The organism is Hyphobacterium sp. CCMP332 (genome assembly GCF_014323565.1).
Taxonomy (GTDB): Bacteria; Pseudomonadota; Alphaproteobacteria; order Caulobacterales; family Maricaulaceae; genus Hyphobacterium.
Genome location: NZ_CP058669.1, coordinates 1219338 through 1237459, shown reverse-complemented (window position 1 = coordinate 1237459; position 18122 = coordinate 1219338). Strand labels below are relative to the sequence as shown.

The following is an 18122-nucleotide window of genomic DNA, read 5'->3' as shown; positions in this document are numbered from 1 at the left end:
ATAAGCCATGGCTTCTGCTGCTGAACAGCTTGCATCGAACATCAACTTCGCGTCCTTCGCGAAGGCTAAAGAGCTGCAGCAACGGATATTCTTCACGCTGGCCGTCCTCGTGGCCTATCGGCTGGGCACTTACATTCCGGTACCCGGTATCGATCCTGTACAGTATGCGGCTCTGTTTGATAGCCAGGCTGGCGGTGTGATCGGCGTGTTCAACATCTTCTCCGGCGGTGCCGTCGAGCGGATGGCGATCTTCGCGCTGAATGTGATGCCGTATATTTCCGCTTCGATCATCATGCAGCTGATGGCCGCTACCGTGCCGTCGCTGGAGAAGTTGAAGAAGGAAGGCGGCGAGCAGGGCCGTCAGCAGATCAACCAGTATTCCCGCTATCTGACGGTGCTTCTGGCCGCGGTTCAGGGCGGTGCCATTGCCATGTCGATGATGACGCCGGGCGTGAACGGGCAGACGGTTGCGCTGAATCCGGGCATCTTCTTCCTGGTTTCGACGACGCTGACCTTTGTTGGCGGCACGATGCTTTTGATGTGGATGGGTGAGCAAATCACCTCCCGCGGGGTCGGTAACGGTATATCGCTGATCATCTTCACCGGTATCGTGGCCGTTGTGCCGGGGCTGATTTTCAGCCTGTTCGAGCAGGGCCGTCAGGGGCAGGTCTCCGGTGGAGCCCTTCTGGGCATTGTGGCCCTGATGCTGGCGACTTTCGCCTTTGTTGTGTTCATCGAGCGCTCCCAGCGCCGGCTTCTGGTGCAGTATCCGAAGCGCCAGCAAGGCCAGCGCATGGTGGGCGGTGATACGTCCTTCCTGCCGCTGAAGCTCAATACCGCAGGGGTGATCCCGGCGATTTTCGCAACCTCGCTCCTGCTTCTGCCGACGACCGTTGCCAATATGTGGGCGACGACCGGGCCGGACTGGCTGCAGATGATTGCCGCACAGCTGGGCCGCGGACAGCCGCTTTTCATCATCCTTTACGGCGCGATGGTGATGTTCTTTGCTTTCTTCTACACGTCGATTGTCTTCAATCCGGAAGAAGTGGCCGAGAACCTTCGCAAGTATGGTGGTTTCCTGCCGGGCATCCGCCCGGGCAAGCGGACGGCCGAGTATCTGGATTACGTTCTGACGCGCCTGACCATGATCGGTGCCATTTACCTGGCCATCGTCGTGTTGATCCCCGAACTTCTGACCGCCGGTGCCGCTGGCGCAGTGACCTTCGCTCTGGGTGGGACGTCCATTCTGATTATCGTGTCCGTGGCCATGGATACCGTGACGCAGATCCAGTCCCATCTTCTGGCGCACCAGTATGAAGGCCTGATCAAGAAGCAAAAGCTCCGGGGCCGTAACCGATGAATCTGGTTCTGTTCGGACCTCCCGGATGCGGCAAGGGTACCCAGGCCAAGCGTCTGGTCGAGCAGCGCGGCTGGGTGCAGCTGTCGACGGGCGACATGCTGCGGGCTGCGCGTTCTGCTGGGACCGAACTGGGTAATCGCGTGGCGGCTGTCATGGATGGCGGCAATCTTGTCTCGGACGAGATTGTCATCGAGTTGATAGAAGAGCGCCTGCCGGAAGCTGAAAAAGCCGGCGGTGCGATTTTTGACGGATTTCCGCGCACCGTGGCGCAGGCTGAAGCGCTAGATAAAGCGCTCGCTGCACGCGGGACGCAGGTCGACCGGGTCATCCGCCTGGTGGTCGACAATGAGGAATTGGTCCGCCGTATGGCAAAGCGCGCCGCTGAAGAAGGCCGCGCTGACGATACGGTGGAAGCCTTCAAGGTGCGCCTTGAAGCCTATGAAACGCAGACTGCGCCGTTGATTCCGTATTACACGGCATCGGGCAAGGTTGTGGAAGTCGATGGAATGGGATCAATCGAGGCGGTTTCCGCTGCGATTGCAACGGCCCTCGGCGATTGATGAAATCCCGTAATCTCTCCGGTTGACGGAGGGTATGCGGACAATATAGATAGCGCCCTTCGCGAAAAGGGCGGCGTTGCTTCGTCCGGCGATCTGCCGGAGTGGTTTCACCGTCTGTGATTGGCGCGATTTTTGGTTAAGGAGAGCATTGTGGCCCGTATAGCCGGCGTCAACATTCCGACGAACAAGCGCGTTGAAATCGCGCTTCGCTATATTCACGGGATAGGTCCCGCGATGGCGAAAGAAATTTGCGAGAAAGTCGGCATTGCCTCCGAACGGCGTGTCAACCAACTCTCGGACGCGGAAGTCATCCAGATCCGCGAAACCATTGACCGCGACTATACGGTGGAGGGTGACCTTCGCCGTGAAGTGGCTGTGAATATCAAGCGTCTCATGGACCTTGGTAATTACCGGGGCCTGCGGCATCGCCGTGGCCTGCCTGTTCGCGGCCAGCGCACGCACACCAATGCCCGGACCCGCAAAGGTCCGGCCAAGCCGATTGCCGGCAAGAAGAAATAGGGCGGCTAAGTTATGGCTAAAGCACCAGAACGCATTAAACGCCGCGAGCGCAAGAACATCACGTCGGGTGTCGCTCACGTCAATGCGAGCTTCAACAATACGAAGATCACCATCACCGACGCGCAAGGCAACGCCATTTCCTGGTCCACTGCTGGCGCCAACGGCTTCAAGGGATCGCGCAAATCGACCCCTTATGCAGCCCAGATTGCCGGCGAAGAAGCTGCCAAGAAGGCGATGGAACATGGAATGAAGACGCTGGAAGTGAATGTTTCCGGTCCGGGTTCGGGCCGTGAATCGGCACTTCGCGCTCTGCAAGCGGCCGGTCTGACCATCACCTCCATCCGTGATGTGACGTCCATTCCGCACAATGGTTGCCGTCCGCCGAAACGTCGTCGGGTCTGATCTCCCGCCGGGGGTATCAGAGCATTTGAGAATTCGCGCCACCGGTTGACCGGTCTGGCGCGCGAAAGAAGGGGTTTAACCCGTGATCGAGAAGAACTGGCAAGAACTCATTCGTCCGATGAAGCCCGAGGTGAAGCCTGGGCATAATCCGGAACGCAGTGCCGCCATCATCGCCGAACCGCTGGAACGCGGCTTCGGTATGACTCTGGGCAATGCGCTGCGCCGTGTGCTGCTGTCGTCGTTGCAAGGTGCTGCGATTACCTCTCTGCAGATCGATGGCGTTGTGCACGAGTTTTCTTCCATTCCGGGTGTGCGTGAAGACGTCACCGATATCGTTCTGAACCTGAAGGGCGTTGCGCTTCGTGTTCACAATGAAGGTGAGAAGCGCGTTGTTCTTCGCAAGTCCGGCCCGGGTGAAGTCACCGCCGCCGACATCGAGGAAACCGCTGACGTCGAGATCGTCAACAAGGACCACGTCATCTGTACGCTGGACGAAGGCGCTGAAATCCGTTTCACGCTGACCGTCGACAGCGGCAAGGGCTATGTCCCGGCCGAACGTAACCGTCCGGAAGATGCGCCGATCGGCCTGATTGCCATCGATTCGCTCTACAGCCCGGTCAAGCGCGTCGCCTATCGCGTGGAAAACACTCGCGAAGGCCAGGTTCTTGACTATGACAAGCTGGTTCTCGACATCGAAACCGATGGCACTGTGACGCCGGAAGATGCGGTCGCATTTGCAGCGCGCATTCTTCAGGACCAGTTCCAGATCTTCATCAACTTCGAGGAAGCCGTTGAGGCCCGCCCGGCAGAGGACGATCGTCCCGAGCTGGACTTCAACCCGGCGCTTCTCAAGAAGGTGGACGAGCTGGAATTGTCCGTCCGCTCGGCGAACTGCCTGAAGAACGACAACATCGTCTATATCGGCGACCTGATTCAGAAGTCCGAAGCGGAAATGCTGCGGACCCCGAATTTCGGCCGCAAATCGCTCAACGAGATCAAGGAAGTTCTCGCCCAGATGGGTCTGCACCTGGGTATGGAAGCGCCAAACTGGCCGCCGGAGAATATCGAAGATCTTGCCAAGAAATATGAGGAAAACGTCTAGTCACGGCGATTGTGAAATCCCCTGACCCGACACTTTTGGAGAAACCGCCATGCGTCACGGCATCGCTCATCGCAAACTCGGTCGCACCACTTCGCACCGCAAGGCCATGTTTGCCAACATGGCGGCCTCGCTCATTGAACATGAGCAGATCGTCACCACGCTTCCTAAAGCCAAGGAAATGAAGCCCTTCATGGACAAGCTGATCACGCTCGCAAAGCGTGGTGATCTGCATGCCCGTCGTCAGGCCATCTCCAAGGTTCGCAATATCGAGCAGGTCGGCAAGTTGTTTGCGACCCTTGGCCCGCGCTATACCGAGCGCAATGGCGGCTATACGCGCGTTCTGAAAGCCGGTTACCGCCATGGTGACAATGCGCCGATGGCCGTTATCGAACTGGTTGACCGCGATACGTCAGCGCGCGGTGCAGGCGATCGTGCCCGCGTTGCGGCGATGGAAGACTTTTCTGAAGAGTAATCTTCACTTCATGCGGAATTCATGATGAAGGCGGCTTCTTTACGGGAGCCGCCTTTTTCCTATCTAGTGGCCTAATGAACACGAACAATCGGAGAGTCGAGATGACACGATTTGCGCTTTCAGTCCTGACAGCCGCAGCCCTGTTCACTTCGGCCTGCCAGGCTCAGGATGACCGGGTTGATCTGACAGATGCCGACACGCCGACGGTGGCCGAGACGCTGGCGGATGACAGCTTCCGCGAAGTGCCGGACAATCGGGCCCAGATGCAATTGTCCTTTGCGCCGATCGTCCGGGAGGCCGCGCCTGCTGTGGTGAATGTCTATTCCACCCGCACCGTGCAGCGGCAGATGGACCCCTTCTTCAACCGGTTTTTCGGCCAGCAGGGCCCGCGTCAGCAGGGATCGCTCGGCTCCGGCGTGATCGTCGATTCCACCGGTGTCGTGGTGACCAATAATCATGTCGTCGACGGCGCTGATGAGTTGCGCGTGGTTCTGAACGACCGGCGCGAGTTTGAAGCTGAAATCCTGCTCGCGGACGAACAGACCGATCTGGCCGTGCTGCGCATCATCACCGATGAACCGCTGCCCGCCATGCCGTTTGCGCAGCCTGGTACCGCCGAGATCGGCGATCTGGTGCTGGCCATCGGAAATCCGTTTGGCGTCGGCCAGACGGTGACATCGGGAATCGTTTCCGCGCTGGCGCGGACCGAAGTGGGTGTGTCCGACTTTGCCTTCTTCATCCAGACGGATGCCGCCATCAATCCGGGTAATTCCGGTGGTGCGCTGATCAATATGGACGGATCGCTGATTGGCGTGAATTCGGCGATTTATTCGCGCTCGGGTGGCTCCAACGGGATCGGTTTCGCGATTCCGGTCGAAATGGTGCGCCGGGTCGTCGATGCCGCCCTGACCGAGGGTGAGCTGGTCCAGCCCTGGCTGGGGGCGCGCCTGCAGACGGTCACCGGCGATATCGCCAACTCACTCGGGCTGGATCGCCCGCGCGGTGCGCTGGTGGCAGATATCTATCCCGGTGCGGCAGCAGCAGCGGCCGGATTGCGGCAGGGCGATATTGTCCTCGCCATTGATGATGTCGATGTGAATGACGAGCCGGGCGCGCGCTTCCGCTATGCCACGCGGGCCATCGGCGAAGCCTCCCGCTTTGCGATCCTGCGCGATGGTGAGCGCATTGTCCTCGATGTGCCGGTCGAGGTGGCGCCGGGTGAGGCCGAACCCGCCCGCCGGCTGATCGAGGGCCGCAATCCGCTGGCCGGGCTGGAGCTGGTCGAGCTTTCGCCGGCCTTCAACCAGGAAGTCGGATTTGACCCGTTTGCCCGCGGTGTGGTGGTGATGTCGATTCAACGCGGATCCGCGGCCGACTATTTCGGCTTCCGGCCGGGGGATCGCGTGCTGGAATTGCTGGGCACCCGCGTTGAAGAGATCGACGACATTGAAGGCTTGCTGGACGGGCAGGACGGGCTTAAATCCTGGCCGATTGCGATTGAACGCCGGGGCCGCCGTCAGGATGCCAATCTGGAGCTCTAGCTCTGCCGCTCTTGATTAAGCGTCACCACGCTCCAGACATGGCCGAACGGGTCGCGTAGCTTTCCATGCCGCCCGAAGAATTCATCCGTCACCGGGCGTAAAGCCGTGGCGCCCGCCGCGATGGCGCGGTCGAACCATTGATCGGCATCATCGACGGTGAGATTGATGGTGAAGGTGGTGCGTCCGCCCAGTGTGGGCGGGGCGACATTGCCGGTCATGTCTTCCATTTCAGGGAACTCATCAGCGAGCATCAGGAGATGGTCATTGATGCGCAATGTGGCGTGGCCCAGCTTGCCCTCATAATCGAAGCGTTCGAGTTCCTCCGCCCCGAAAGCCGTTTTATAGAAGGCGATGGCGGCATTACCGTCACGGACACTCAGATATGGTGCGACCGTTTTCTTCATGGTGCGTCCCTTCCCGTTGCAGGATAGACTACTCTCATGAGCTCACTTTTTGAAGCCGCCGGTCTGGAAGATGATGCGCCGCGTCCGCTGGCCGACCGGCTGCGCCCGAAAACGCTGGATGAGGTCGTCGGGCAGGATCATCTTCTGAAAGGCGAGGGGCCGATTGCGCGGATGCGGGCGCAGAAGCGCTTTGCCTCCATCATTCTGTGGGGCCCGCCGGGAGTTGGCAAAACCACGATTGCGCGGCTGCTGGCGGAGGAATCCGGTCTGGAATTCGAGCCCCTGTCGGCCGTATTTTCCGGCGTGGCGGATCTGAAGAAGGCATTTGACCGCGCACGCGCGCGGCGGCAGGCAGGCCGCGGCACGCTGCTCTTCGTCGATGAAATTCACCGCTTCAACCGGGCCCAGCAGGATGGTTTCCTGCCGGTGGTGGAAGAGGGCGTCATCACGCTGGTCGGGGCCACGACCGAAAATCCGAGTTTCGAATTGAATGCCGCTTTGTTGTCGCGCGCACAGGTGCTGGTTCTGAAGCGTCTGGAGGCAGACAGTCTCGATTTGCTGATCCAGCGGGCCGAGGCCGAAACCGGGCGCAAACTGCCGGTGACGCCGGAGGCCCGGTCTGCGGTTCTGGAACTGGCGAATGGCGACGGGCGCTATCTGCTCAACCTCGCCGAGGAATTGTTTTCCCTGAACAGGGACACGCCTCTGGAGCGGGAGGATCTGGCCACCTATCTGCAGCGGCGCGCGCCGGTCTATGACCGCGATCGCGACGAGCACTACAATCTGATTTCGGCCTTGCACAAATCCATTCGCGGCTCCCATCCGGATGCCGCGCTCTACTGGCTGGCGCGAATGCTGGAGGGCGGCGAAGACCCGCTGTTTCTGGCGCGGCGTCTGGTGCGGATGGCGAATGAAGATATCGGACTGGCCGATCCGACCGCCATCCATGCGGCACTGGCGGCGAAAGAGACCTATGATTTTCTCGGATCGCCGGAAGGTGAGCTGGCTCTGGCGCAGGCGGTCGTCCATCTCGCCTGCGCGCCGAAGTCAAATGCGGTTTATAACGCCTACAAGGCCGCCAGACGGGCCGCGAGCGATACCGGGTCACTTCCACCACCTAAACACATCCTCAACGCGCCCACGAAGCTTATGAAGGCCGAGGGCTATGGGGCGGGATATGAATATGACCATAATGCCGAAAGCGGGTTTTCCGGACAGGACTATTTCCCGGACGAGATGAAGGACCGCCCCACCTTTTATGAACCGACGGACCGGGGCCGCGAAGCCGCCATTGGCGAGCGGCTGGCAAGGTGGCGGGAGATACGGGCGAAGAAGCAGGGAGGGCGCTGATGCGACGCCTATTGATCGGATTTGCTGTGGCCGGCCTGATCGGGCTGGTGCTGGTTCAGGCCGCGCTCTGGTATGGGCGGTCCATCTTTGCCGAACCGGATGTCGAGCTGGCGCACAGCGTCACCGAGGCGCTGAACGCGCAGCGGATTGTCCTGGTCTTCGCCCATCCCGATGATGAAATCACTGCGACCGAGCTGATCAGCCGGGCGGTGGCAGAAGGTGCGTTTGTGGCGACGGTCACCGCCACGCGCGGCGAGGCGGGCACGCAATTCCCGCCAATCGTGGCGCAGGAACATCTGGGCGTGGTGCGAGAGGGCGAATTGCGTCGGCACGGTTTTGCGCTGGGGCTGGATGAGCAAGTGGTGCTGGGCCTGCCTGATGGCGGTGTGCCGGAGGCGATGAGCGAGGCGCAACTGACCGCGCGTGTGCTCGAAGAGCTGGTGCGTCTTCAGCCGGATGCGGTCGTGACCTTCCATCCGCCGAGCGGGGTCTCCCTGCATGAAGATCATATGGCGATGGGGCGGGCGGCTCTGGCGGCGACACAGCGATATGCCCGCCAGCGCGGCGAAGCGGTGACATTGGCCTATACGCTGGTCTCCCGTCCCGGCACGCGGCGCTTTGGCGGCGAGCGCTATGCGCGCGTGGCTGACCTGCAGCCCGATCCGACCTTTGCGCTGGATATTGACGCTTCGCTCAAGACCCGCGCCTGGCGTATTCATGCCTCCCAGGCCGACTATTTGCGGGAAACGACTGGCGTGCCGGACTGGCTGCTCTACCAGTTGTGGACGCAGGAATATTATGCCGTGCGGATTATCGAGCCCTAGAATCTGTTTTGGGAATGCGCCCCGCGCGGCTAGTCTCGCCGCGGGAACAGGGGAGGTTTCAATGAAGGTTGACCGGATACATCTGGTATTGGGCTTGCTGTGGCTGATTGCCGGCATGGCGCTGGGCGAGCATATGGGCCGCACACAGGATCACGGGCAAATGCCCACACATGCGCATATCATGCTGGTGGGCGGCGTCCTGCCCGTCTTGTGGGCGATCCTCAACCGGGTCTGGAAAATGGGGTCAGGACTGCTGGCCTGGGCGCAGCTGGTTCTGCACCACGCCGGGGCGACGATCATGATCGTCGGCCTCTACAAGCTCTATGGTGGCGGCAATGGCGAGACGCTGGGGCCGGTTCTGGGCGTCAGCGCGCTGCTGGTCATGCTGGCGACAGTGTTGATGCTGTTTCTGGCGATCCGCGCAAGACCGGATGCGGCATAGGCTGGAATCAAAACGGGGAGCCATGGCTCCCCGTTTCACTTAACGATCATGCGAGTGTCGGTACAATCGCGACGAAAACGCCACCGAAAACGGCGATCACGAAGCCGACCTGCAGGACTGCGGCGAGGGTTGTGCTCAATCGATCCATTGTCTTTTTCCTTGTTTTTATTGTCCGGACAGCGTGTCCGTCAGACAGGAGATGACATAAGCCCTTTGTTTGGATGCACAATTGCGTGCGCGCCATGCCCGCTATGCAAAAATGCATGGATGAGCGCCGCTTGCACCGGCGGGCTATCTCCCATATCTCCCGGCCCCATGAACAATATCCTTCTCATTGCTGCAGGGGGCGCGCTGGGCGCGGTCAGCCGGCATCTGACCGGGCAATGGTTCCTGCGCGCCATCGGGCCGGACTGGCCCTATGGCACATTTGCGGTGAATGTGATCGGCGGGCTGATCATGGGCGGATTCATCGGCTGGCTGGCGCAGGCGGGCCGCGCCGATGCCAATGAGCTGCGCGCCTTCTTTGCCGTCGGCGTGCTGGGCGGGTTCACGACGTTTTCCGCATTCTCGCTGGATGTGGTGGTGATGATCGAGCGCCGTGCCTATGGCGATGCGATCGGTTATGTCGCGGGTTCGGTTATTCTTTCCATTCTGGCCCTGTTTGTGGGGCTGTTGATTGCGCGGCGGGTATTTGCATGAGCGGTGTTCAGACAATTGTGGTCGAGCAGGCGGAAGCCGGTGCGCGGCTGGACCGCTGGTTCCGGCGGCGCTTCCCGCATATCCCGCAAGGCCGTTTGCAAAAGGCGCTGCGCAAGGGCGAAATCCGCGTCGATGGCGGCCGGGCCAAGGCGGATACGCGCGTTGAGGCCGGACAGTCCATCCGCATTCCGCCGCTGCCGGATGCCGATCCGATGGATCAGGCACCGGAGCCCTCCATCAGCCGCGAGGACGCCGCCTATATCCGTTCGCTGGTGATTTATGAGGACAAGGAGATTCTGGTCTTCAACAAGCCGGCGGGGCTGGCCGTGCAGGGTGGCTCCAAGACGACGCGCCATCTGGATGGCCTCTTGAATGCGTTCGGCAAGGGCGATCAGAAGCCGCGTCTGGTGCACCGTCTCGACCGGGATACGTCCGGCGTGCTGGTGACGGCCAAGACGGTGGGCGCAGCTGCAAAGCTCGCCAAGGCGTTTCAGGCGCGGGAATCGAAAAAGACCTACTGGGCCGTCGTGCCCGGCGTGCCCAAGCCCAAGACCGGCGAGATCAAGGGGTTCCTCAAAAAGGATACGGGCGGCGCCCATGGCCGCGAGATGATGATGTCGGCCGAACATGGCGAGGAAGGCGCGCAGCACTCGCTCACGCGCTATACCGTCGCCGCCGAAGCCGGACATACGGCGAGCTGGCTAGTGATGCGGCCGATCACAGGGCGGACCCACCAGCTGCGGGTGCATGCCTCGATGATGGGCCATGCCATTGTCGGCGATCATAAATACACATCCCACCGCGAGGATCCGGAGAATATCGGCAAGGGCCTGCACCTGCATGCGCGGCGTCTGGTGTTGAATATCGGCGGCAAGCCGCTGGTGCTGGAAGCCGACCTGCCGCCGCACATGGCGAAGACCTTCAAGGCGCTGGGCTTTGTGCTGAAGCATGTGGATGAGGACGCGATTGCGGAATTGCTGGCATGACGGAATTGAAGCTCGCTTTGTTTGATCTGGATGGCACGCTGGTCGATTCCCGCGCCCTGATTGCCGAATCCATGGATGAGGCCTTCCGCAGGAATGGCCTGTCCGGTTGTACCTATGATCAGGTGCGCCAGATTGTCGGCATCGAATTGTTCGAAGCCATTCCGATGTTGCTGCCCGAGGACTATCCCGCCGAGGGCGCGGTGAAGATCGGCAATGATTTTCGCGAGATATTCGTGCGCAATCGTTCCGACGGCACGCATACCGAGAGTCTTTATCCCGGGGCGCGGGAGATTCTGGAAACGCTCGATGCGGAAGGCTGGCTGCTGGGCGTGGCGACAGGCAAGCCGCGCCGGGGCCTGGATCACATATTGAAAACCCATGATCTGACGGGGCTGTTTGTGACGCTGCACACCTCTTGCACCGGACCGGGCAAGCCCAATCCACGCATGGTGATAGAAGCGATGAATGCGACCGGAGTGGAGGCGGCCCGGACCATCATGATCGGCGACAGCTCGCACGACATTTTGATGGCACTGAACGCGAAGGTGAGGGCCGCGGGCGTGGCATGGGGCTTTCATACCGCTGAAGAACTGACCGGTGCGGGGGCCCATTCCGTGCATGAGGATTTTGCCTGCCTGCAACGCGGGCTGACGGCCTTCGGTCAGGGGCGGAGTGCGGCATGAAAGGCGAGATGAAAGACGGCGTCCGGCTTCCCAGCCGCGAAAACACTCTGCCCAAACGCTTCTACAAGGCGGTGGACGTCACCCACGGGCCCGACGGCTGGGCGGTGCAGCTGGACGGGCGCAGCATCCGCACGCCGATGAAATCTGCTCTGGCTGTGCCGACAGAAGCTCTGGCGCGCCTGATGGCCGATGAATGGGCCGCGCAGGGCGAGCGGATTGATCCCTCGACCATGCCGCTGACGCGTTTGGCGCACGGTGCCATCGATGCCACTGCCCACAACCGGGAGGCCGTGCTGGCCGAAGTGGTGAAATACGCTGGCACCGATCTGTTGCGTCACCGCGCCGAGGAATCGGCACTGGCGCGCCGTCAGGCCGACGTGTGGGATGATCATCTGCGCTGGGCGGAAGAGACGCTGGGCGCGCGCCTGCCGGTGGTGACGGGTATCATGCCGGCGGAGGCCTCGCCACAGGCGCTGGACGCGCTGCGCGACCGTGCCGCGTCATATGATGACTGGCGATTGACGGGGTTGATGCAGGCCACGGCGCTGTCGACTTCGGCGGTGCTGGGATTTGCTCTGGTGGAAGGCCGGATTACGGCGGATGAGTTATTCGCGCACAGCCGGATTGATGAAGACTTCCAGACCGAGCATTGGGGCGAGGATTTCGAGGCCAGAAAGCGCGCCGATCATCTGAAAGGCGAATGCCTCGCCATTGGCGCCATGCTGGGGGCGTTGGCCTCCTGACCCTCCTTCGAGGTTTACCTCTCCTTTCTCCCCCTGCTTGCGGGGGGAGTGTCCTCCACGGGTCCGACCTTTGGTCGGCCCGAGGACAGGCTCCAGGACGAGGGGGGCGAATGGCGGGTGTGTTCCTGCCCCCTCCGTCAGCTTCGCTGACACCTCCCCCGTGAACGGGGGAGGAAAACAATAGCCTCGAAGCACCCAAGGCAATCGAACCGCCCTCATAAATTGCCCTTCCCGTGCGGACAGTGCTAACTGACAGTCAAACGAAACACGCCAAGAGGGGCATCCATGCAGGACATTCTTGAAGAGCTGGAAAACCGGCGCGAGCGCGCCCGTCAGGGTGGCGGCGCGGAGCGCATCGCCAAGCAGCATGAAAAGGGCAAATTATCGGCCCGCGAGCGGATCGAACTTTTGCTGGACGAAGGCTCGTTTGAAGAATGGGACATGTTTGTCGAGCATCGCTGCACCGATTTCGGCATGGCCGAGAAGAAAATTCCCGGCGATGGCGTGGTGACCGGCCATGGCACGATCAATGGCCGCCTGATCTATGTCTTTTCCAAGGATTTCACCGTCTTCGGCGGGTCGCTCTCGTCCACGCATGCCGAGAAGATCGTCAAGATCCAGAAAGCCGCGATCCAGAATGGCGCGCCGGTGATCGGCATATTCGATGCCGGTGGTGCCCGCATCCAGGAAGGCGTCGCCTCTCTGGCCGGATATGCCGACATCTTCCTGCAGAACACGCTGGCCTCGGGCGTCGTGCCGCAGATTTCCGTGATAATGGGGCCGTGCGCGGGCGGCGATGTCTACTCCCCGGCGATCACCGATTTCATCTTTATGGTGCGCGACACCTCCTACATGTATGTGACCGGGCCGGATGTGGTGAGGACCGTCACCAACGAGGTCGTCACCCATGAGGAACTGGGCGGCGCGTCGATTCACGCCAAAAAATCCGGCGTGGCGGACGGGGCTTTCAATAATGATCTGGAAGCGCTGGTCCAGATGCGCCGGCTGATCGATTTCCTGCCGCTGTCCAACCGGGAGGCGGCGCCGACGCGCCCGTCCTATGACCGGGCCGACCGGTCAGAGCCCAGCCTCGATACGCTGGTGCCGCCCAACCCGAACAAGCCCTATGACATTGTCGAGCTGATCGAGAAGACGGCGGACGAGGGTGATTTCTTCGAGATCGCGCCGGATTATGCCAAGAATATCATCATCGGTTTTGGCCGTCTGGACGGGCAGTCCGTCGGCTTTGTCGCCAACCAGCCGATGTCACTCGCCGGGGTGCTGGACATTGATGCCAGCCGCAAGGCCGCGCGTTTTGTGCGCTTCTGCGATGCCTTCAATATCCCGATCGTCACCTTTGTCGACGTGCCCGGCTTCCTGCCCGGCACAAAGCAGGAATATGGCGGCCTGATCAAGCATGGCGCAAAGCTCTTGTTCGCCTATGCCGAGGCGACCGTGCCGAAACTCACCGTCATCACACGCAAGGCCTATGGCGGGGCGTATGACGTGATGAGCTCCAAGCATTTGCGCGGCGACGTCAATTACGCCTGGCCGACAGCGGAAATCGCGGTGATGGGCGCCAAGGGCGCGACCGAGATCATCTATCCGCTCGGATCTGGAACGACCCCGAGGCGATCGCCGCATACCGAAGAATATGAAGACCGCTTCGCCAACCCGTTCGTGGCGGCGGGCCGGGGCTATATCGATGATGTCATCCAGCCCCGCAATACGCGCCGCCGTCTGATCAAGGCGCTACGGACGCTGAAAAACAAGAAGTGCGAAAACCCCTGGAAGAAGCACGATAATATTCCGTTGTAGAAGTGCCCGGGTATCCATTGATATTGAGTAGATGGACCCTCGGGTCGAGCCCGAGGGACCCGGAATTATTGGAATTGAAGTGAAATGAACTCCCCGGGGTGCCCGGGCTTGACCCGGGTATCCATCAAGCTTGAATAGATGGCCCCTCAGGGCGAGCCCGAAGGCCCCGGGTTTTGACTCGAATTGAATGTCAGGCGCGCGACAGCCGGAATTAGAGCCAGTTTTGCAATTCATCATACCAGTCTGACCAGTCCGGATTGTGCGCGTTGACGAGGTCGATTTTCCAGTCCCGCTTCCATTTCTTCCAGCGGCGCTCGCAGGCAATGGCCTCCTGCGTCCGGTCGAATTGCTCGAAATAGACGAGTGTGAACACCTTGTATTTCTGGCAGAAGATCGAGCCTTCGCCGGTTCTGTGTTCCCATATCCGTTGGGCGAGATCACCGGTCGAGCCGACAAAGAGCGTGCCATAGGGTTTCGAGGCCAGGATGTAGGTATAGGCGGGCATGCAATTATTAGTTGTTGCCGTGTCGCGCACGTCAAGGTGTTGTAGATTTTTTCAGATGGACCTCCGGATCAAGTCCGAAGGCCCCGGAGTTGTCTTTTCCCAGTAAATACACTTCACCCCGGGGTGCCCGGGCCTGACCCGGGCATCCATCGATTATGGAAAGATGGACCCCCGGATCGAGCCCGAGGGCCCCGGTGTTGTATTCTTCCCTCTTAATTCACCTCTTTCCCGGGGTGCCCGGACTTGATCCGGGCATCCATCGATTGTGAAAAGATGGACCTCCTGCTTCCCCGATCAGGGTCGAGGACAGGCAAGCCCGAAGGCCCCCGGAGTGTGGTGGTTCAGATAATTATCTTCGCACCGCCTTGCGGATCACTGTGCCATAGCCCGGGCTGATGCAATCAAACCCTTCGAAATAGCCGCGGTTGGCCAGTGTGCGGTGCAGGCGCGGCAGGTGATAGGGAGGGACGGCGGCGAACATGTGGTGTTCGAGGTGATAATGGACGTGGTTGGGGGCCACGAGGACCCGCTCCAGCCAGTTCGCCTTCGTCGTGTGGGTGTTGCGGCGCGGCTCCGGATCATAGCGGTCCAGGGCGACGCCATGCTCGCCGATATTGCGCAGGCGCAGGATGGCCGGGAAGACGAAAATCCGCGCCGCCCACCACAGCGCAATCGCCCAGACGGCTCCGGCCAGAGCGAGCGCGCCGATCATCACTGCCTGGAATACGAGGAAGGGCAATTTGCCGGCAAAGGTCGCGTCTTTCCAGGAGAAGGCGAGCTCTTTCACAAAGGTCTGGCCGGTAAAATCGCGAATGAATTTCCGGCGCAGGCTGTCTTTGGTGACGGGATAGCCCTCGACCAGGACATGATCGGGATCGTCCGGCGTGCCGGCATATTTGTGGTGCTTCATGTGATAATCGCGATAGGCGAGGAAGGGCGCATCAATCGCCGCGCCCCCAATCCACTTGCCAGCGAATTCGTTCAGCCATTTGGTCCGGAACAGCGAACGATGCGCGCAATCATGCATGACAATGGCGAACGCCAGTTGCCGCCCGGCCAGAAGAGCGATCGAGACCGGCGCCAGCCAGGGCGACCAGATGGCCAGCGCAAAGGCGACGGCCACCAGTGCGAAATCGCCGGCCAGCATCAGCGCGCCGCGCCAGTCGGAGGCACGGGACATGTCCCGCAATTCGTCGCGGGTGAGGGCGTCGGAGAGGGTCATGGTGTTCATGTGACCAAATTACACCGCTACAGCGGGATCGCAAAGCCGTGATCCCGGTGCCTCTTGCAAATCAGCCCGCCGATCAACATTTCGAACGAAGATGATTCACGGGGAGTATTGAAATGAAACTGACCTATGCCGGACTTGCCGCCATTCTTTCCGCCACCGGCGCAATGGCGGCTGACCAGATCGTCGTCGTCAACAAGGGCGAAGACACCATCTCCATTCTTGATGCGGCCAGTTATGAGCCGGACGGACAGGTCAGCGTCGGGGCCAATCCGCATGAAGTCTATGTCTCTCCGGATGGCCGAACGGCCTATGTGTCGGATTATGGCGGCGCTCAAGGCACGACCATCTCTGTTGTGGATCTCGACACCGCGATGCGGACCGATGTCTGGGATCTGGGCGGCAATCGCGGTCCGCACGGCATCTGGGTCTCGCCTGACGGCGCCCTTGTCTGGGCCACGACGGAGACCAGCGGCACGGTGGTCGAATTGTCGACCGAGACTGGCGAGCTGACGAATGTCTGGGAAACGGGGCAACGCGTCTCGCACCAGCTGGTGCCGACGCCGGACGGCTCAAAGCTCTACATTGCCAATATCGGCTCGGGATCAGTGACGGTTATTGATCGCAATTCCGGTGAGGTGAGGACCATACCGACCGGCGCCGGAGCGGAGGGCATTGATGTTTCTCCGGACGGCAGGGAGGTCTGGGTGACCAACCGGGCGGCGAATACCATTTCGGTGATTGATGTGGCCACGGACACGGTTCTGGAGAGTTTTTCCTCGGGCGGAACCCTTCCGATCCGGGCGAAATTCACGCCCGATGGCGGGGAGGTCTGGGTTTCGAACGGCACGTCCAATCAGGTTGCCGTCTTCCACGCTGAAAGCCGCGAATTGCTGGCGACGATTGATGTCGGCGCGGTCCCGATCGGCCTGCTGATGTCGCCAGATGGCGAACGCGTGTTTATCGCCAACACGCAGGACGATTTCGTCACCGTGATCGATACGGCGTCGCGCGAGGTGATTGACCAGATCCCGACCGGCGACGAGCCGGACGGTCTGGCCTGGGCGGTGCGCTAGGCGGCCTCTTTGTCGCCCTTGCCGAGCTCGATATTCCGGCCGACAAGGCTGGCCGCGAGCACGGCAAGGATGGCAAGATTGGCGGCAAGGCTTTCCTGTCCGCCCAGCAGGCTGCAAATCGCAGCCAGAAGGATCAGCGCCATGCCGGCCTGAACCCGGCGGCAATTGCACGGGCTTCCCAGCACGTCCATGGGCGCCAGGATTTCTTCGGTATTGAAAATCGTGCCGCCGACCATGAGGGCGACGACCACAACGGTCACGATCCAGCCGCGAACCAGCGATTCCATCACCGAGAAATCAACGCCATCGCCGACTAAGAAGGCCGACAAGCCCATCACCAGAAGCGCCGGAATGGCCAGTCTCTGGGTCAGATTGCTGCGCTCGAAAAACTCGTCAACGGCCAGCGCAATGACGGAGAGGAAGGGCATCCACCAGGCGCCCTCGACAAATACCGCGCCGAGATTCAACAGGACCAGCGTGATGAGATCGCCGACTTTGGCTTGCGGCCCGACGGTCCGGTTCACCAGCCGTACGGCGAACATCAGCGCGCCCAGGGTCAGAAGGTCAAACCCGTAACCAAGGCCTGCGAGCAAGACCGTCAGCGCCATGGCAATGAAGGCGGTGGCATTGTGATCCGGGTCCATTTCGCGGCCGAGCGCCCAGGCGAGGAAGGCCGCGAGCGCACCGAATAGTCCGGCCTTGCCAGCCTCGCCCATGCCCGAGCCGTCAAACGCCAGCCACGCAAACAGACCGATGGCGACAAGCGGCAAAAGAATGATGACCGCCAGATTGGTGGGGTATTGCGGTTCAACGGGGCGGGCGAGGGCGGAGTATTTGTGAATCGGATGGCTCATTGATCTTCCCTGACTGGCGCGTCAACTTATCGCTATCGGTCATAATGGGAAGCGGGGTAAGCTGCGATCCATGTTGTCGTCTCTCATCGTCTCCGCCGCCATGATCACGCTGACCGTGGTGATCCATATGGTGGGCCTGCTCGGCCTGATGGCGTTTCTGCAGGCGCGGTCACCACGCTTGCGGCCCTTTCATTCGCGTCTGGGGCAGGCGGGATTCATTATCCTGACGGTTCTGGGCCTGGTGGCGATACACGGTCTGGAGATGTGGCTCTATGCGGCGCTCTATTTGGTTCTGGGCGTTTTCAACGACATGGAAGAGGCACTCTATTTTTCCATCTCCACCTTCACGACCGTCGGGTTCGGAGAATTGGTGATCGAGGGCCGCTGGCGGATTCTGGGCGCGCTGGAAAGCTTTAATGGTTTCCTTTTGATCGGCTGGTCCACGGCCTTTATGGTGTCGGTCATCAGCCGGATCCGGACCATGGAAATGGACTGGCTGGACCGGTTACGAAACAGCCCGGACTAGCCTCCTCACTTGCCCCTTGCGCGACAAG

General features: G+C 60.9%; 21 protein-coding genes. 17 read left to right on the top strand and 4 right to left on the bottom strand.

What is annotated here, in order from left to right:
- The first annotated feature begins 7 nt into the window (after positions 1–7).
- The 7 genes from secY to HXX25_RS06145 all read left to right on the top strand — a co-directional run bounded on the left by secY (position 8) and on the right by HXX25_RS06145 (position 5956).
- Positions 8–1360, top strand: coding sequence for a preprotein translocase subunit SecY (gene secY / locus HXX25_RS06175; protein ID WP_187167613.1), 1353 nt, complete (start codon positions 8–10; stop codon positions 1358–1360).
- Positions 1357–1920: an adenylate kinase gene (locus tag HXX25_RS06170; protein ID WP_187167612.1), complete on the top strand. Its 564-nt coding sequence runs from the start codon at positions 1357–1359 to the stop codon at positions 1918–1920. Before secY ends, HXX25_RS06170 begins: the two co-directional genes overlap by 4 nt.
- Positions 1921–2070: 150 nt before the next feature.
- Complete coding sequence (gene rpsM / locus HXX25_RS06165) at positions 2071–2439, top strand: 30S ribosomal protein S13 (protein ID WP_187167611.1); 369 nt, start codon at positions 2071–2073, stop codon at positions 2437–2439.
- A gap of 12 nt (positions 2440–2451) precedes the next feature.
- Positions 2452–2841 carry a 30S ribosomal protein S11 gene (gene rpsK, locus HXX25_RS06160; protein WP_187167610.1) on the top strand — a complete coding sequence of 130 codons (390 nt, stop codon included), beginning with the start codon at positions 2452–2454 and terminating at the stop codon, positions 2839–2841.
- 82 nt (positions 2842–2923) lie between these two features.
- On the top strand, positions 2924–3943 hold the full coding sequence (locus tag HXX25_RS06155) for a DNA-directed RNA polymerase subunit alpha (RefSeq protein WP_187167609.1): 1020 nt from the start codon (positions 2924–2926) through the stop codon (positions 3941–3943).
- A gap of 49 nt (positions 3944–3992) precedes the next feature.
- The gene (rplQ, locus tag HXX25_RS06150) at positions 3993–4415 is read left to right on the top strand and encodes a 50S ribosomal protein L17 (RefSeq protein WP_233346923.1); all 423 of its coding nucleotides are present in this window, start codon (positions 3993–3995) and stop codon (positions 4413–4415) included.
- Between the two features lie 101 nt (positions 4416–4516).
- Entirely contained in the window at positions 4517–5956 is a 1440-nt protein-coding gene (locus HXX25_RS06145; RefSeq protein WP_187167608.1) for a Do family serine endopeptidase, read from the top strand.
- Here HXX25_RS06145 and HXX25_RS06140 read toward each other — a convergent pair.
- Complete coding sequence (locus HXX25_RS06140) at positions 5953–6360, bottom strand: VOC family protein (RefSeq protein WP_187167607.1); 408 nt, start codon at positions 6358–6360, stop codon at positions 5953–5955. The two genes, HXX25_RS06145 and HXX25_RS06140, sit on opposite strands and share 4 nt — an antisense overlap.
- Positions 6361–6396: 36 nt before the next feature.
- Here HXX25_RS06140 and HXX25_RS06135 point away from each other — a divergent pair, with 36 nt between their 5' ends.
- The 8 genes from HXX25_RS06135 (at position 6397) to HXX25_RS06100 (ending at position 13905) form a co-directional block, all read left to right on the top strand.
- Positions 6397–7710, top strand: a complete 1314-nt coding sequence (locus HXX25_RS06135; RefSeq protein WP_187167606.1) for a replication-associated recombination protein A — start codon at positions 6397–6399, stop codon at positions 7708–7710.
- On the top strand, positions 7710–8534 hold the full coding sequence (locus tag HXX25_RS06130; protein WP_187167605.1) for a PIG-L deacetylase family protein: 825 nt from the start codon (positions 7710–7712) through the stop codon (positions 8532–8534). Before HXX25_RS06135 ends, HXX25_RS06130 begins: the two co-directional genes overlap by 1 nt.
- A 61-nt stretch (positions 8535–8595) precedes the next feature.
- On the top strand, positions 8596–8976 hold the full coding sequence (locus HXX25_RS06125) for a TonB-dependent receptor (protein WP_187167604.1): 381 nt from the start codon (positions 8596–8598) through the stop codon (positions 8974–8976).
- Between the two features lie 315 nt (positions 8977–9291).
- Positions 9292–9675: a fluoride efflux transporter CrcB gene (gene crcB, locus HXX25_RS06120; RefSeq protein ID WP_187167603.1), complete on the top strand. Its 384-nt coding sequence runs from the start codon at positions 9292–9294 to the stop codon at positions 9673–9675.
- Positions 9672–10661: an RluA family pseudouridine synthase gene (locus HXX25_RS06115; RefSeq protein ID WP_187167602.1), complete on the top strand. Its 990-nt coding sequence runs from the start codon at positions 9672–9674 to the stop codon at positions 10659–10661. Before crcB ends, HXX25_RS06115 begins: the two co-directional genes overlap by 4 nt.
- Complete coding sequence (locus HXX25_RS06110) at positions 10658–11344, top strand: HAD-IA family hydrolase (protein WP_187167601.1); 687 nt, start codon at positions 10658–10660, stop codon at positions 11342–11344. Before HXX25_RS06115 ends, HXX25_RS06110 begins: the two co-directional genes overlap by 4 nt.
- Positions 11341–12087, top strand: a complete 747-nt coding sequence (locus tag HXX25_RS06105; protein ID WP_233346922.1) for an ATP12 family chaperone protein — start codon at positions 11341–11343, stop codon at positions 12085–12087. The genes HXX25_RS06110 and HXX25_RS06105 overlap by 4 nt, the downstream gene beginning before the upstream one ends.
- A 285-nt stretch (positions 12088–12372) precedes the next feature.
- Complete coding sequence (locus HXX25_RS06100) at positions 12373–13905, top strand: acyl-CoA carboxylase subunit beta (protein WP_187167600.1); 1533 nt, start codon at positions 12373–12375, stop codon at positions 13903–13905.
- 211 nt (positions 13906–14116) lie between these two features.
- Here HXX25_RS06100 and HXX25_RS06095 read toward each other — a convergent pair whose 3' ends face one another.
- Together HXX25_RS06095 and HXX25_RS06090 are read right to left on the bottom strand one after the other, a co-directional pair.
- Positions 14117–14410 (bottom strand): GIY-YIG nuclease family protein, encoded by a 294-nt coding sequence (locus HXX25_RS06095; protein WP_187167599.1) that lies wholly within the window; start codon positions 14408–14410, stop codon positions 14117–14119.
- A gap of 349 nt (positions 14411–14759) precedes the next feature.
- Positions 14760–15641, bottom strand: a complete 882-nt coding sequence (locus HXX25_RS06090) for a fatty acid desaturase family protein (RefSeq protein ID WP_187167598.1) — start codon at positions 15639–15641, stop codon at positions 14760–14762.
- Between the two features lie 113 nt (positions 15642–15754).
- Here HXX25_RS06090 and HXX25_RS06085 point away from each other — a divergent pair, with 113 nt between their 5' ends.
- Positions 15755–16714 carry a YncE family protein gene (locus tag HXX25_RS06085; RefSeq protein ID WP_187167597.1) on the top strand — a complete coding sequence of 320 codons (960 nt, stop codon included), beginning with the start codon at positions 15755–15757 and terminating at the stop codon, positions 16712–16714.
- Here HXX25_RS06085 and HXX25_RS06080 read toward each other — a convergent pair.
- Positions 16711–17568, bottom strand: a complete 858-nt coding sequence (locus tag HXX25_RS06080; protein WP_187167596.1) for a hypothetical protein — start codon at positions 17566–17568, stop codon at positions 16711–16713. The genes HXX25_RS06085 and HXX25_RS06080 overlap by 4 nt on opposite strands.
- 70 nt (positions 17569–17638) lie before the next feature.
- Between HXX25_RS06080 and HXX25_RS06075 the strand changes: the two genes are divergently transcribed.
- Positions 17639–18094 (top strand): ion channel, encoded by a 456-nt coding sequence (locus HXX25_RS06075; RefSeq protein ID WP_187167595.1) that lies wholly within the window; start codon positions 17639–17641, stop codon positions 18092–18094.
- Positions 18095–18122 lie beyond the last annotated feature (28 nt).

Coding starts and splice junctions, on each gene's coding strand:
- secY (WP_187167613.1), top strand. CDS start 8: ATGGCTTCTGCTGCTGAACAGCTTGCATCGAACATCAACTTCGCGTCC.
- HXX25_RS06170 (WP_187167612.1), top strand. CDS start 1,357: ATGAATCTGGTTCTGTTCGGACCTCCCGGATGCGGCAAGGGTACCCAG.
- rpsK (WP_187167610.1), top strand. CDS start 2,452: ATGGCTAAAGCACCAGAACGCATTAAACGCCGCGAGCGCAAGAACATC.
- rplQ (WP_233346923.1), top strand. CDS start 3,993: ATGCGTCACGGCATCGCTCATCGCAAACTCGGTCGCACCACTTCGCAC.
- HXX25_RS06145 (WP_187167608.1), top strand. CDS start 4,517: ATGACACGATTTGCGCTTTCAGTCCTGACAGCCGCAGCCCTGTTCACT.
- HXX25_RS06140 (WP_187167607.1), bottom strand. CDS start 6,360: ATGAAGAAAACGGTCGCACCATATCTGAGTGTCCGTGACGGTAATGCC.
- HXX25_RS06135 (WP_187167606.1), top strand. CDS start 6,397: ATGAGCTCACTTTTTGAAGCCGCCGGTCTGGAAGATGATGCGCCGCGT.
- HXX25_RS06130 (WP_187167605.1), top strand. CDS start 7,710: ATGCGACGCCTATTGATCGGATTTGCTGTGGCCGGCCTGATCGGGCTG.
- HXX25_RS06125 (WP_187167604.1), top strand. CDS start 8,596: ATGAAGGTTGACCGGATACATCTGGTATTGGGCTTGCTGTGGCTGATT.
- crcB (WP_187167603.1), top strand. CDS start 9,292: ATGAACAATATCCTTCTCATTGCTGCAGGGGGCGCGCTGGGCGCGGTC.
- HXX25_RS06115 (WP_187167602.1), top strand. CDS start 9,672: ATGAGCGGTGTTCAGACAATTGTGGTCGAGCAGGCGGAAGCCGGTGCG.
- HXX25_RS06110 (WP_187167601.1), top strand. CDS start 10,658: ATGACGGAATTGAAGCTCGCTTTGTTTGATCTGGATGGCACGCTGGTC.
- HXX25_RS06105 (WP_233346922.1), top strand. CDS start 11,341: ATGAAAGGCGAGATGAAAGACGGCGTCCGGCTTCCCAGCCGCGAAAAC.
- HXX25_RS06100 (WP_187167600.1), top strand. CDS start 12,373: ATGCAGGACATTCTTGAAGAGCTGGAAAACCGGCGCGAGCGCGCCCGT.
- HXX25_RS06095 (WP_187167599.1), bottom strand. CDS start 14,410: ATGCCCGCCTATACCTACATCCTGGCCTCGAAACCCTATGGCACGCTC.
- HXX25_RS06090 (WP_187167598.1), bottom strand. CDS start 15,641: ATGAACACCATGACCCTCTCCGACGCCCTCACCCGCGACGAATTGCGG.
- HXX25_RS06085 (WP_187167597.1), top strand. CDS start 15,755: ATGAAACTGACCTATGCCGGACTTGCCGCCATTCTTTCCGCCACCGGC.
- HXX25_RS06080 (WP_187167596.1), bottom strand. CDS start 17,568: ATGAGCCATCCGATTCACAAATACTCCGCCCTCGCCCGCCCCGTTGAA.
- HXX25_RS06075 (WP_187167595.1), top strand. CDS start 17,639: ATGTTGTCGTCTCTCATCGTCTCCGCCGCCATGATCACGCTGACCGTG.